Source organism: Nonomuraea sp. NPDC049725 (genome assembly GCF_040674795.1).
GTDB lineage: Bacteria > Actinomycetota > Actinomycetes > Streptosporangiales > Streptosporangiaceae > Nonomuraea > Nonomuraea ceibae.
In genome coordinates, this window is record NZ_JBFANJ010000029.1 from 29,876 (window position 1) to 42,347 (window position 12,472).

A 12,472-nucleotide genomic window follows, 5' to 3' on the forward strand; every position below is an offset into this window, starting at 1 on the left:
GGCGTTGACGATCGACGCTGAACGCTTGGAGCGCCCATGTCCCGTTTCCCGCAGTCCACCGTGCTCGGATACCCGAGGATCGGCCCGCGAAGGGAGCTGAAGCGGGCACTGGAGTCCTACTGGGACGGCACCGCCACCCGGCAGGACCTGGACCGCGTCGGCGCGGAGCTGCGCGCCGCCACCTGGCGCAGGCTGGCCGAGCTGGGCCTCGACGGCCTGCCGTCCAACACCTTCTCCCTCTACGACCAGGTGCTGGACACGGCCGTGCTGCTCGGCGCGGTGCCGGAGCGGTATCGGGGCGCGGCCGACCCGTACTTCGCCATGGCGCGGGGCACCGACGGGCTGGCGCCGCTGCGGATGACGAAGTGGTTCGACACGAACTACCACTACATCGTGCCCGAGATCGGGCCGGAGACGGTCTTCAAGCTCGACGCGGCCAAGCCGCTGGCCGAGCTGCGGGAGGCGCGGGCGCTGGGCTTCGAGACGCGGCCCGTGGTGGTCGGGCCGGTGACGTTCCTGCTGCTGGCCGCCGATCCCGGGGCGGCGCTGGAGCGGCTGGACGACGTGCTGGCCTGCTACGAGGAGCTGCTGGGCGTGCTGGCCGACGAGGGCGTGGCCTGGGTGCAGCTCGACGAGCCCGCACTGGTCCAGGACCGCACGCCCGGGGAGCTGGCCGCCGTGCGCGCCGCCTACGACCGGCTCGGCTCGGTGGCGGCGCGGCCGGGGCTGCTGGTGACCGCGCCCTTCGGCCATCTCGGCGAGGCGCTGCCGGTGCTGGCGGCCACGCCGGTGGAGGCGATCGGCGTGGACCTGGTGCGCGGCGGGCTCGACGGCCTCGACGCGCTGGCGGGCAAGACGGTCGTGGCGGGCGTGGTGTCGGGGCGCGACGTGTGGCGGACCTCGCCGGAGCGGGCCGCGCACGCGCTGCGCGCCGTGGCCGAGCACGCCGCCCAGGTGGTCGTGGGCACCTCTTGCTCGCTGCTGCACGTCCCGTACGACCTGGAGGCGGAGCCGGGGCTGGACCCGGCGCTGAAGGCGCGGCTGGCGTTCGCCGAGCAGAAGGTGGCGGAGGTGGTCGCGCTGGCACGCGGCGGGTTCGACGGTCCGGCCCCCGCCGTGCGGCCCGCGCCCGAGCCCGCGCCCGTCGTCCGCGACGAGCGCGGCCCGTACCCGGTGCGGGCGGCGGCACAGGCCGCGCACCTGGGGCTGCCCGCACTGCCGATCACCACGATCGGCTCGTTCCCGCAGACCGGCGAGCTGCGCGCGGCCCGCGCCGCGCTGGCCGCGGGCACACTCCCGGCGCAGGAGTACGAGCGGCGCGTCGAGGCCGAGATCGAGCGGGTGATCCGGCTGCAGGAGCGGCTCGGCCTGGACGTGCTCGTGCACGGCGAGCCGGAGCGCAACGACATGGTGCAGTACTTCGCCGAGCACCTGGACGGCTTCGCGGTGACGGCCAACGGCTGGGTCCAGTCGTACGGCTCGCGCTGCACCAGGCCCCCGATCCTGCACGGCGACGTGTCGCGGCCGGAGCCGATCACGGTCCGGTGGGCCCGCCACGCCCAGTCGCTCACGGACCGGCCGGTCAAGGGCATGCTCACCGGGCCGGTGACGATCGTGGCGTGGTCGTTCGTCCGTGACGACCTGCCGCTGCGTGACGTGGTGTTCCAGGTGGCGGCGGCGGTGCGCGAGGAGGTGCGCGACCTGGAGGCGGCCGGCGTGTCGATCATCCAGGTGGACGAGCCGGCGCTGCGCGAGCTGCTGCCGCTGCGGCAGGCGGCGCGGGCCGGCTACCTGGAGTGGGCGGTGGCCGCCTACCGGCGGGCGACGTCGGGGGTCGCCGACCGCACGCAGATCCACACGCACCTGTGCTATTCGGACGCCGACCAGATCCTCGACGCGATCGACGGCCTGGACGCCGACGTGACCACGATCGAGTCGGCCCGCTCGGGCGCCCGCATCCTGGACGCGGTGGGCTCGTTCGGGCGCGGGCTGGGCCCGGGGGTGTACGACATCCACTCCCCCCGGGTCCCGTCGTCCGCCGAGGTCGAGACGCTGCTGCGCCGGACCCTGGCCGCGCTCCCGGCCGAGCGCGTGTGGGTGAACCCGGACTGCGGCCTGAAGACCCGCACCTACGCGCAGGTGGAGGCGGCCCTGGCGAACGTCGCCGAGGCCACCGGCAGGCTGCGCGCCGAGCTCACCCGCGACGCCGGCTGAGCCTCACTTCAGGGCCCCCATCGTCAGGCCGGACTGGATCTGGCGCTGGAAGACCGTGTAGACGATCAGCATCGGCAGGATGGCGAGCGTCAGCGCGGCGAACAGCGCCGCCCAGTCCGCGTCGTAGCCGGCGGCGGTGGAGATGTCGGCGATGCCCTGGGTGAGCACCCACTTGTCCCGCTCCTGGAGCAGGACCAGCGGAAGCTGGTACTGGTTCCACTGGCCCAGCACGTTGAAGATCGTGATGCTGATCAGGCCGGGCCGCGCCATCGGCAGCATGATCTGGAAGAACACCCGGGTGTGCGACGCGCCGTCGACCATGGCCGCCTCCCCCACCGCCGTCGGCAGCGTGCGGAAGAACGCGGCGAGGAAGAACACCGTGAACGGCATCGAGTACGCGATGTACACCAGCACCAGGCCGGCATGCGTGTTGAGCCCGATGAACGGCCCGATCAGCGGCACGCTGCCCATGTTCTGCACCACGAAGAACAGCGGCGTCAGCGCCAGGTAGACGGGGAACGCCAGGCCGGAGACGAACAGCAGGTAGACCGCCCGGTTGCCGCGGAAGGGGTAGCGGGCCAGCACGTAGGCCGCCATCGCGCCCAGCAGCATGGTCCCGGCCACGCTGAAGGCCACGACGATCACGCTGTTGACGAAGTACTGCCCGATGTTCACCTGGTCCCAGGCGCGGGCGAAGTTGTCCCAGCGCGGCGTGGCCGGCAGCGACCAGGCGTCGCCGAAGATCTCGTCCTCGCTCTTGACCGAGGCCAGGAACGTCCACAGGATCGGCACCACGGTGAGCACGGTCCACAGCAGCAGCGCCAGATGGGTGAGCGTCGCCAGCGGGCCCAGCCTCCGGCGGCGCTCCTGCCGGGCGGCCTTGCGCGAGTTCGCGACCGTCCACGAGGTCATCGTCGTCATCTCTCAGTACTCGATTCGCTCACGACGCGACAGCCGCAGCGACAGGATCGCGAAGCCGATGGTGAAGAAGAACATCACGACGCCCAGCGCCGAGGCGTAGCCGAAGCGGAAGTACTCGAACGCGTTGCGGTAGATCTCCGTCGCCATCACGGTCGTGGAGTAGTCGGGGCCGCCCTGCTGGTCGGTCATCACCCACACGATCGCGAACACGTCCAGCGCCAGGATGCCGAGGTAGACCCAGGCGACCTGGACGGTGTCCCACAGCAGCGGCAGCGTGATGCGGAAGAACAGGCTCACCCGCCCTGCGCCGTCGATGGAGGCGGCCTCGAACATGTCACGCGGGATCGAGGCCAGCCCGGCGGAGAACAGCACCACGTAGAAGCCGACCGCCTGCCACACCATGACGCCGAGCACCGACCAGAACGCGATGCCAGGATCGGACAGGAAGGAGACCGGGCCCAGCCCGAGCGCCATCAGCGGCGCGTTCAGCATGCCGCTGTCGTCGGGCCGGAACACCTGCTGGAACAGCACCGCCACCACGGTCACGGCCAGCACCTGCGGGAAGAAGAACACCACGCGGTAGAACTTCGACCCGGGCACGCCGCCCACGCCCCGCCCTCCGCTGCCCACGTTGAGCAGGAACGCGAAGAACAGGGCGATGACGATCGTGATGAGCGGCAGCAGCACGAGCAGGGCCGCGTTGTGCGTGACCGCCTTCCAGAAGACGCCGTCGGCGAACAGCCTGACGAAGTTGTCCAGCCCGACGAAGTTCGGCGTGGCGCTGACGCCCCGCCAGTCCGTCATCGCGATGTAGAACGCCTGGATGTACGGGGAGATCACGTACACCAGGTAGAGCGTCACCGGGGCCGCCAGGAACGCGGTGATGAACAGGCCCCGGCGATAGGCGTTGAACATCAGCGCGTGTACTTCTTGATCGAGGAGTCGTTCTTGATCTCGTCGGCCTTCTTCTGCAGGCGCTCCACGTACTTGGCGGGGGTGACGCCGCCGGACATGAGCTGGCCGGTGGCGGCCACGGCCTCGTCGTGCAGCTGGGCGTACCAGGTGCGCCAGCGGTAGTAGACGGTGTTGGCGCCGGCGGCGGCGAGCGCGTCGGTGGCGCTCTGCGCGCCCGGCGTCAGGTTGCGGCCCTCGCCGGCGCCCTTGACCACGGACACCGTGCGGACGAGCTCGCTGAAGTCGCCGGCCGCCTTCTTCGACAGCATCGCGCGCAGGTACTCCATGCCGCCCTGCGGGTTGGCGCCCTTCGACGGGACGATGAACGACTCGCCCGGCTGGGTGTGCAGGGTGCCGTACGGCATCTTGTCCGAGGAGGTGAAGTCGGGGATGGGGAACATGCCGTACTCGAAGTCGTCGGGCGTGGTGTCCTTCTGCTCGTTCTCCAGCCAGGAGCCGGAGGGCAGCATCGCGACCTGGTACTTGTTCTGGGCCGTCTGGGTCTGCACGTGGTCGAGGCCGGTGGTGCCCTCCATGAGGTACTTGGCGCCGACCTCGGCCCACGCCTCCGCCGCCTGCCTGACCGGCTCGGCCGACCAGGCGCCGTCGGCCAGGTTGTCGATGTTGACCAGCACCTCGTTGCCGCCGATCTTGGCGGCCATGGTCAGCAGCGGCTCGTACAGGTACTGCGGGTGCTTGCCCGCGTAGGTGAACGGCGCCATCTTGCCGGACTTCTTGATCGTCTCGCAGAGGGCGAGGAAGGCGTCCCAGGTCTTGGGGATCTCCCAGCCGTTGTCGCGGAAGGCCTTCTGCGAGTACCAGATGCCGTGGATGTAGTTGACGTAGCCGAGGACGCTGAACTTGCCGTCGTAGGTGCCGAACTCGGTCACGGCCGGGTCGAGGATGTCGCGGACCTTGACGTTGGGGTCGTCCCAGCTTGGCGCGTCGAGCAGCGGGGTCAGGTCCTGGAGCTGGCCGTCCTGGGCGAGCGCGCCCATGTCCATCGCGTTGGCGCCGGAGTTGTCGATGACGTCGGGCGGGTTGCCGCCGGCGAAGCGCGGCTGCAGGACCTTGGTGATCTCCTTGGTGGCGTTGTGCTTGATCTCCACCTGCGGGTACTTCGACTTGAACAGCGGCTGGTGGATGTCGGTGGCGTACTTGTTGCCGAACCCGCCGTCGAAGATCCAGATCTCCAGCGGCTTGTCGGCGGCCACGCCGAACGGGTTGGCCGCGCTCGTGGCGGCCGGCGCGGCCGAGGCCGTGGGCGCCTGCTGGGCGGGGGTGGCGCAGGCGGCGAGCGCGCCCGCCATCGGGGCCAGGGCGGCGGCGCGGAGGAGACCGCGCCGGGTGATGTGGGGGGTGTTCGACATTGCTGTTCTACTCCTTGGGCTACTTCATGTTCCGCGCCTGATGCGCCCTGCGTAGCGGCTTTCCAGTGCCTTGTTGTGCTCGTCGCCGCCGGCCACGTTGACCGACAGGTAGACGGGCGGCGTCTGGCCGAGCGCCACCAGCCGCTCGACCGCCTCGGTGACCACCATCTGGGCGAGCAGCGCCGAGGTGATCGTGGAGACCGCGCCGTAGCTGCCGCCCCCGGGCAGCTCCAGGATCGCGTCGCCGTAGGGGGAGCCGTTGTCCAGCACGATGTCGGCCAGGTCGAGCAGCTTGCGGCCCGACGGGTGGCGCGAGGTCATGCGGACGCTGTGGCTGACGGAGGTGATCGCGATCAGCGGGTGGCCGCGTTCCTTGACGAGCGTGGCCAGCTCGACGACGGCGCCGTTCACGCCGGAGCTGGAGACGAGCACGAACACGTCCTGCGGCTCCACCGGCGCCAGCTCGTAGATCCGGTGCGCGATCGCCGGGTCGCGTTCCAGCTCGGGGGTGAGCACGCTCGGCGGCTCCCCGCCGTACAGGACAAGGTCGCGCGGGGTGAGCCGGTTGCTCGGCACCAGTCCGCCGGCCCGGCCGGCGATCTCCATCGCGATCGCCTCGGAGTGCCCGGACCCGAACGCGTTGACCACTCCCCCGGCGCGCAGCGACGTCACGATGGCCTCTGCGGCCTGCCCGACCTGCTCCACCTGCGATTCGGCCACCCGGCGGGCCGTCTCCAGGGCCTTGGATGCGTACGTCATTCAGCCTCTCTCCACGCGGTGGCTCTCCACGGCGCTGATCGTGAGCTCGAACGCCTCGTTGGTGCGCTCGTACGTGCGCTGCGCGACCGCCACGTAGACGGCGTCGAGCACGAACAGTTGCGAGTGGACGGCGGCCAGCCCGCCGAGCCGGAACGTGGTCTCCCTGCTCGCGGTGGTGAGCACCAGGTCGGCCAGCTCCGCCAGCGGGGAGCGGGCGAACGAGGTCACCGCGACCGTCAGCGCGCCGTGGCTGCCGGCCTCGGCCAGCGACTCCATGACCTCGCGGGTGCGGCCCCGGTGGCTGATGCCGATCGCCACGTCGCCGTCGCGCAGCAGCGCCGCCTCCGACAGCGCCACGTGCGCGTCGCCCGCGCTCCAGCACGGGATGCCGATCCGGCGCAGCCGCCCTTCGAGCATGGTCGCCACGTTGCCGCTGGTGGAGACGCCGACCAGGAGCACCCGGCGGGCGGCGACCACGCGGTCGGCCACCGTCGAGACCACGGACGCGTCGAGCTGGGCGGCGGTGTCCTGGATGAGCCGGGCGTCGGCGGCGGCCATCACCTCGATGGCGGCGTCTATGGGGTCGTCGGGGCCGATCTCGTGCCCGACGCCCGCGCCCCAGCCGGCCTGCGCGGCCCGGCCCGTCTCGGTCGCCAGCGCCACCCTCAGCTCGGCGTAGCCGGAGAAGCCGAACGCCCGGCAGAACCTCGTCACGGTCGCGGGTGAGCTGCCGGCCCGCTCGGCCAGCGCGATGATCGTCGAACGGGCGGCCTCGGCCGGGTCGCCGAGAATCACCTCGCCGACGCGCCTCAGCGCCTCCGGCAGGCCGGGCAACTCGGTCTCGACGCGCCCCAGCGCTCCTGAAGTCACGAATATTCCTTCCGGATACCCGGTCTTCTGGCGAAAATTATTCTTGCTTCTCGGTCACGTCAAGACCCACAATCTGATCGTGACTTATTCGCTCGTGATCGGCGTCGACGCCGGCGCGACCTCCTCCCGCGTGGCCGTGCACGCCCTCGACGGCACCCGGCTGGGCTACGCGCGCGCGGGCGCCGGCAACCCCACGGCCCACGGGCTCGACAGCGCGGTGGCCGCCATCGCCGCCGCCACGCGCGAGGCGCTCGGCACGCATCCGGGCTCCCGCGTGGTCGCCTCCCTGGCGGGCGTCGCGGGCCACGTCCGCGAGCTGGAGCCGGCACTGGGCAAGGTCTGGGCGGAGCTGGGCATCCCGGCGGGGCCGCAGGTCAGGGGCGACACCGAGATCGCGTACGTGGCCGGCACCCCGGAGCCGGACGGCACCCTCCTGCTGTCGGGCACCGGCGCCATCGCCGCCCGCGTCGCCGGTCACCATCACCGCGCCGCGGTCGCCGACGGGCTCGGCTGGCTGCTCGGCGACGCGGGCTCGGGCTTCTGGATCGGCCGCGCCGCCGCCAAGGCCGTCGTCGCCGCCCTGGACCGCGACGAGCCGCCCTCCCTCCTGACCGAGCTCGTGCTCGGCCACTTCCTCGGCGCCGAGCGCGGCGCCACCGCCCGCGAGAGCGCCGACCGTCTCGTACGGGTCGCGCAGGCGGCCCACATGCGCCTGGCCGAGCTGGCCGCGCCGGTGAGCCGGGCCGCCGCCGAGGGCGACCCGGTGGCGCTCGGCATCGCCCGCCAGGCCGCCGCGCACCTGGTGGACACGCTCGGGCGGGTCCACCAGGGCGGGCCGATCGTGCTGGCGGGCAGCGTCCTGACCAACGCCGGGCCGGTACGGGAGGCCGTGCTCGGGTTGCTGGAGGGTGAGACGGTGACGACGGCGCGCGACGCGGCGGGCGGCGCGGCCTGGCTGGCCGCCTTCGACCTGCTGCCGGAGGGCGAGCGCGCGGCGCTGCACCCCCGCTTCACCCCTTGACGGCCCCCGCGGTCATCCCGACGCCGACCCTGCGCTGCAGGAAGAGGAAGAGCAGCAGCGCGGGCAGCGCGAACAGGCTGGCCGCGGCCATCGTGGCGCCCCAGTCGGTGCCGAACACGTCGCGGAACGACGACAGCCACACCGGCAGCGTGCGCCGGTCCTGCTCCTTGATGATCAGCACGTTGACGAACGCGAATTCGTTCCACGCGGTGATGAACCCGAACAGCGAGGTCGCCATCAGCCCCGGCGCCAGCAGCGGGAACACCACCCGGCGGAAGGCCACCAGCCGGCTGCACCCGTCGACCTGCGCCGCCTCCTCCAGCTCCAGCGGGATCGCGGCGAGGAACCCGCGCAGGGTCACGATCGTGAACGGCAGCGTGATCATGAAGTAGACGCCGGTCAGCATCGCCAGCGAGTCCAGCAGCTCGGTGTCCCTGGCGATGATGAACACCGGCACCAGCAGCGCCTCCCACGGCGCCATCTGCGCGGCGAACACCATCACCACGAACGCGCCGCGTCCCCGCCAGCGCATCCTGGTGACCGCGAACGCCGCCAGCAGCGCCACCACGAGCGCCAGCAGCACGGCCACGACGGTCACGAGCAGGCTGTTGCGCCAGTAGGTCCAGAACCCGGGCGCGTTCACGGCGGTGACGAAGTGCTCCAGCGTCGGCGCGGACGGCCAGAACGACGGCGTACGCGCCTGGATGTCGCGGGTCGGCTTGAAGGCCGTCAGGAACATCCAGTAGACGGGGAAGATCGTCATCACCAGCACGGCGAGCGCGGCGGCGTTGAGCGCGAGCCTTCTCATGAGCGCACCATCCGTCGCAGGTTGGCGACCAGGGCCACGGCCAGCAGGACGACGGTGAGCAGGGCCACGGCCGAGCCCAGGTCGTACCGGTGCAGCACCCGGGCGATCTTGAACGCGTAGACGGGCAGGGTGGTCGTGGCGCCGTCGGGCCCGCCCTGCGAGAGCACCCAGATCTGCGGGAAGCACTTGGCCACCCAGATCACCTCCAGCGCGACGATCAGGGCGAACAGCTGGCGCAGCATCGGCAGCGTGACCCGCCAGAACACCTGCCAGCCGGTGCCCCCGTCGATCCTGGCCGACTCGTACAGCTCTCCCGGGATGGTCGTCAGCCCGGCGTAGAGGGTGAGCGCGCCGAACGGCACCGACTGCCACACCACCAGGACCACCAGCACGGCGAACGTCGCGGCGCCGTCGGCGAACCAGGTGTAGCCGCGGAACGACTCGAACCCGAGCGAGGCCAGCGCCCAGTTGACCACGCCCAGCTCCGACTGGAACAGCCACTGGAAGACCGTGGTGGCCGCGATCACCGGGGTGGCCCAGGCCAGCGCCAGCGCGCTCATCAGGGCCAGCCGCATGCCGCGCCGCAGCCGTACCAGCATGAGCGCGACGCCGGTGGACAGCACCACGATGAGCACCACGTTGATCGCGGTCCACGCGAGAGTGCGGAGCACGACCTGCCAGAACTCGGCGCCCGCCAGGAGCTCGGCGTAGTTGCCGAGGCCGACGAACTCGGCGCCGCCCCGGATGAGCTCGCCCATCCGGAAGTGCTGCAGCGAGATCAGCGCGGCCTTGAGCATCGGATAGAGCAGGAGGAAGGCCCCACCCGCCACCGTGGGCGCGATGAGCAGGTAGGGCCAGAGCGAACGGTTGCGCACGGGCTCAGGACCCGCTGTTGAGCGTCGTGGTGATGGACTCGGAGACCTTGCGGGCCTCCGCCCGCGGGTCGCCGCCGGTGAGCACCGCGGTCATGTACTGCTTGATGACCGAGGTGGCCTCGACGGCCGCCCAGTTGGGGGTGTTGGGCGTCGCGCGGCCCTGCGCGGCGCCGGCTGCCATCGCGGCCGTCGCCTCGTCACCGGCCAGCACGCCGGCCAGCGACGTGCGGTTGGGCACGAAGGCCATCTCCTTGGCCAGCTCCGTCTGGAACCGCTCGCCGGTCAGCGCCTTGACGACCTCGTACGCCTGCTCCTGGTGCCGGGAGGCGACCGGGACGATCAGGTCGGAGCCGCCGGTGAAGACCGCGCCGGGCGTGTCGGGCGTCTTGCCGGGGATGGGGAAGAAGCCGAGCTTGTCCTTGAAGCCGGGTTCGACCTCCAGGACGCGCGCTGCGATGCCCGGGGCGGCGATGATCTGCGCCACCTTGCCCTGGGCGAACACCTCGTGCTGGGGCGGGTTGGCCTCGTCGGCGTCCTTCGGGCCCTTGCCGAGGGCCTGGAGCCGCTGGTAGAACTCCATGCCGGCCAGGGCCTGCGGGGTGTCGAGCACGCCCTTCCAGGCGCCGCCCTCCTGGATCGCCAGGTCGCCGCCCTCGTCCCAGACGAACCCGGCGAGGGCGTACCAGGTCTGGCCGGTCAGATAGATGCCCTGGTTACCGCCTTTGTTCAGCTTTTTGGTGATATTTAGCCATTCGTCCCTCGTTTTCGGGGGCTCGTCGATGTCCGCCTCGGCGAACAGGTCCTTGTTGTAGACGACCACCCGGTTCGCGGCGTACCAGGGGATTCCGTACTGCTTGCCGTCGATCTTCCCCGGCTGGGCCAGGCCCGGGAGCCAGTCCTCGCCCTGGAGGTCGGCGATCCTGGCGGTCAGGTCGGTGACGCCGCCGCTGGCCGCGTACTGGGCGACCTGGGTGTTGCCCACCTCGATCACGTCGGGCGCGTCGGTGCTGGCCAGCGCGGCGGTGACGCGCTCGCCGATGCCGTCCCAGGGCTGGATCTGCAGGGCCAGGTCCACGTCCGGGTGCTCGGCCTCGTAGCGGGTCTCGAACGTCTTGAGCAGGTCCTGCGTGACGCTGCCGTCCATGATCCAGACGGTCAGCCTGGCGGGGCCGGTGGGCTCCTGCTGCCCACCGCCGCCGCCGCACGCGCCCAGCGCGAACACGGCGGCCAGGGCCAGGATGCGGTTCTTCATGGCTTTCCTCGTCACGGGTTCGGAACGGTGTCCTGGAAGGCGGTGCCGGCGGTGCGGAATGCGCCCACCCTGCTCTGGATCTGCGCGGGCGAGAGGACCTCGTTCTTGGCGTGGTAGACCCAGTCGACCTGCTGCCGGTACGTGCGCGTCCCGGTCGCCGCCTGGAGGTCGATGAACCACTGGTTGAACATGATCCACATGGGCGTCTCGGGGTAGTAGATCCCGCTGTGGTCGGCGAACAGACGGCCGTCGACGTAGTACTTGATGTGGCCGCCGGACACCTGGATCACCAGGTCGTGCCAGCCCGCGAAGCTCGTGCGCTCCTCGGTGTGCGTGTTGACGGCCTGCCACGGGTCGCCCTGGTAGGTCTCCCAGCTCGTCGCATACAGGATGTTCGCCGGCTCGCCCCAGCCGCCGTTCGGCAGATACTCGAAGTCCAGCTCGCCGTAGTCCGGGTCCAGGTTGAAGCGGAGCGGGGTGATCGTGAAGAACGTCTGCACGACGTGCTCGCCGTCCGGGCCGCTCACCGGCGCGTCGCTGAAGCGCACCCGGGCCGCGTACGTGCCCTCGTGGAACTTGCGGTTCGCGGTGGACAGCTCGGTCTGGACGGTGCCCGAGGCGGTGCCGTCCGTGGAGGAGTCCAGCGTCAGCAGGCCGCCGGGGAACGAGACCGCCGACGCCGACCAGGTCGCCCCGGGCACGCCGGGCCCGCCCTGGCTGGAGCGCACGGTCCAGCCGCGCTGTTGCAGGCGCGGGTCCGAGGCGTTCGTGTAGGTGAAGTCGTCGAACAGCTCACCGCCAGGCCCCGGCGGATCGGTCGGGTCCGGGTCCGGCTCGCTGCCGCTGGGGTTGCCCCAGGCGAGCTGCCCGTTCACGTACACGGTCGCCTTGTCCCAGTTCGTGTAGGAGGTGTGCGGGCCGAAGGACGGGTCGTCGCTCTGCGTGAAGCTCTGCCAGTCGGCCCGGTAGAAGCGGAGCTGCAGGTCGCGGGTGCTCGTCCCGGGGGCCAGCGTGCCGGAGGTGAAGCCCACCTCCAGGTACTGCCTGCCGTCCGCCTGCGGGACGAAGTGCCCGGTGACCGTCGAGCACGACACCACCGCCCAGGAGCAGGCGAAGCGGTACGACTCGGCGCCCTTGAGGTAGTAGCGGATCTTGATCTGGTTCAGCGGGATCGAGGTCGTGCCGTCGTTGAAGACCTGGAACCAGGGTTCGGCCTGGGCGGTCGTGGCGCCGGTCGAGCTGGTCCGGTACTGGAGGCGTACCGCCTGGTCGGCGTCGGCCGGAGCGGCGACGGCCACGGCGAGGGCGGCGGGGAGGGTCAAGGCCAGCAGGATCTTTCCGATTTTTCGGGACATGGGTGGGGTTCTCCTTGGTTCAGCGGGCCCCCGAATGGCATGCCGAAAAGAGCTGTCGTGCTCCTGGGTTCCG

At 71.2% G+C, this 12,472-nt stretch carries 11 protein-coding genes; 2 read left to right on the forward strand and 9 right to left on the reverse strand.

What is annotated here, in order from left to right; all coding sequences use genetic code 11:
* The first annotated feature begins 36 nt into the window (after window positions 1-36).
* Window positions 37-2,214 carry a 5-methyltetrahydropteroyltriglutamate--homocysteine S-methyltransferase gene (gene metE, locus AB0J53_RS43185; protein ID WP_364183633.1) on the forward strand — a complete coding sequence of 726 codons (2,178 nt, stop codon included), beginning with the start codon at window positions 37-39 and terminating at the stop codon, window positions 2,212-2,214.
* A gap of 3 nt (window positions 2,215-2,217) precedes the next feature.
* On the opposite strand, the gene AB0J53_RS43190 is transcribed toward metE, so the two are convergent.
* From AB0J53_RS43190 to AB0J53_RS43210, 5 genes are read right to left on the reverse strand one after another with little or no spacing between them, the layout of a single operon-like run.
* Window positions 2,218-3,135, reverse strand: coding sequence for a carbohydrate ABC transporter permease (locus AB0J53_RS43190; RefSeq protein ID WP_246646093.1), 918 nt, complete (start codon window positions 3,133-3,135; stop codon window positions 2,218-2,220).
* A gap of 3 nt (window positions 3,136-3,138) precedes the next feature.
* On the reverse strand, window positions 3,139-4,050 hold the full coding sequence (locus AB0J53_RS43195; protein WP_364183636.1) for a sugar ABC transporter permease: 912 nt from the start codon (window positions 4,048-4,050) through the stop codon (window positions 3,139-3,141).
* On the reverse strand, window positions 4,050-5,459 hold the full coding sequence (ngcE, locus tag AB0J53_RS43200; protein WP_219510180.1) for an N-acetylglucosamine/diacetylchitobiose ABC transporter substrate-binding protein: 1,410 nt from the start codon (window positions 5,457-5,459) through the stop codon (window positions 4,050-4,052). Before ngcE ends, AB0J53_RS43195 begins: the two co-directional genes overlap by 1 nt.
* A 24-nt stretch (window positions 5,460-5,483) precedes the next feature.
* Window positions 5,484-6,218, reverse strand: a complete 735-nt coding sequence (locus AB0J53_RS43205; protein WP_364183639.1) for an SIS domain-containing protein — start codon at window positions 6,216-6,218, stop codon at window positions 5,484-5,486.
* Window positions 6,219-7,088 (reverse strand): MurR/RpiR family transcriptional regulator, encoded by an 870-nt coding sequence (locus tag AB0J53_RS43210; protein WP_364183641.1) that lies wholly within the window; start codon window positions 7,086-7,088, stop codon window positions 6,219-6,221. It lies immediately after the preceding gene.
* Window positions 7,089-7,167: 79 nt separating this feature from the next.
* On the opposite strand from AB0J53_RS43210, the gene AB0J53_RS43215 reads away from it, so the two are divergent.
* Complete coding sequence (locus AB0J53_RS43215) at window positions 7,168-8,109, forward strand: BadF/BadG/BcrA/BcrD ATPase family protein (protein WP_364183644.1); 942 nt, start codon at window positions 7,168-7,170, stop codon at window positions 8,107-8,109.
* On the opposite strand, the gene AB0J53_RS43220 is transcribed toward AB0J53_RS43215, so the two are convergent.
* The 4 genes from AB0J53_RS43220 to AB0J53_RS43235 are packed head-to-tail and all read right to left on the reverse strand — an operon-like array spanning window position 8,099 to window position 12,399.
* A complete protein-coding gene (locus AB0J53_RS43220) occupies window positions 8,099-8,917 on the reverse strand; it encodes a carbohydrate ABC transporter permease (RefSeq protein WP_219510177.1) in 819 nt (272 codons plus the stop codon). The genes AB0J53_RS43215 and AB0J53_RS43220 overlap by 11 nt on opposite strands.
* The gene (locus tag AB0J53_RS43225; protein WP_364183646.1) at window positions 8,914-9,792 is read right to left on the reverse strand and encodes a sugar ABC transporter permease; all 879 of its coding nucleotides are present in this window, start codon (window positions 9,790-9,792) and stop codon (window positions 8,914-8,916) included. Before AB0J53_RS43225 ends, AB0J53_RS43220 begins: the two co-directional genes overlap by 4 nt.
* A gap of 4 nt (window positions 9,793-9,796) precedes the next feature.
* Window positions 9,797-11,044: an extracellular solute-binding protein gene (locus tag AB0J53_RS43230; protein WP_364183648.1), complete on the reverse strand. Its 1,248-nt coding sequence runs from the start codon at window positions 11,042-11,044 to the stop codon at window positions 9,797-9,799.
* A gap of 11 nt (window positions 11,045-11,055) precedes the next feature.
* Window positions 11,056-12,399, reverse strand: coding sequence for a cellulose binding domain-containing protein (locus AB0J53_RS43235; RefSeq protein ID WP_364183651.1), 1,344 nt, complete (start codon window positions 12,397-12,399; stop codon window positions 11,056-11,058).
* Window positions 12,400-12,472 lie beyond the last annotated feature (73 nt).

Coding starts and splice junctions, on each gene's coding strand:
- AB0J53_RS43235 (WP_364183651.1), bottom strand. CDS start 12,399: ATGTCCCGAAAAATCGGAAAGATCCTGCTGGCCTTGACCCTCCCCGCC.
- AB0J53_RS43205 (WP_364183639.1), bottom strand. CDS start 6,218: ATGACGTACGCATCCAAGGCCCTGGAGACGGCCCGCCGGGTGGCCGAA.
- metE (WP_364183633.1), top strand. CDS start 37: ATGTCCCGTTTCCCGCAGTCCACCGTGCTCGGATACCCGAGGATCGGC.
- AB0J53_RS43195 (WP_364183636.1), bottom strand. CDS start 4,050: ATGTTCAACGCCTATCGCCGGGGCCTGTTCATCACCGCGTTCCTGGCG.
- AB0J53_RS43230 (WP_364183648.1), bottom strand. CDS start 11,044: ATGAAGAACCGCATCCTGGCCCTGGCCGCCGTGTTCGCGCTGGGCGCG.
- AB0J53_RS43190 (WP_246646093.1), bottom strand. CDS start 3,135: ATGACGACGATGACCTCGTGGACGGTCGCGAACTCGCGCAAGGCCGCC.
- ngcE (WP_219510180.1), bottom strand. CDS start 5,459: ATGTCGAACACCCCCCACATCACCCGGCGCGGTCTCCTCCGCGCCGCC.
- AB0J53_RS43220 (WP_219510177.1), bottom strand. CDS start 8,917: ATGAGAAGGCTCGCGCTCAACGCCGCCGCGCTCGCCGTGCTGGTGATG.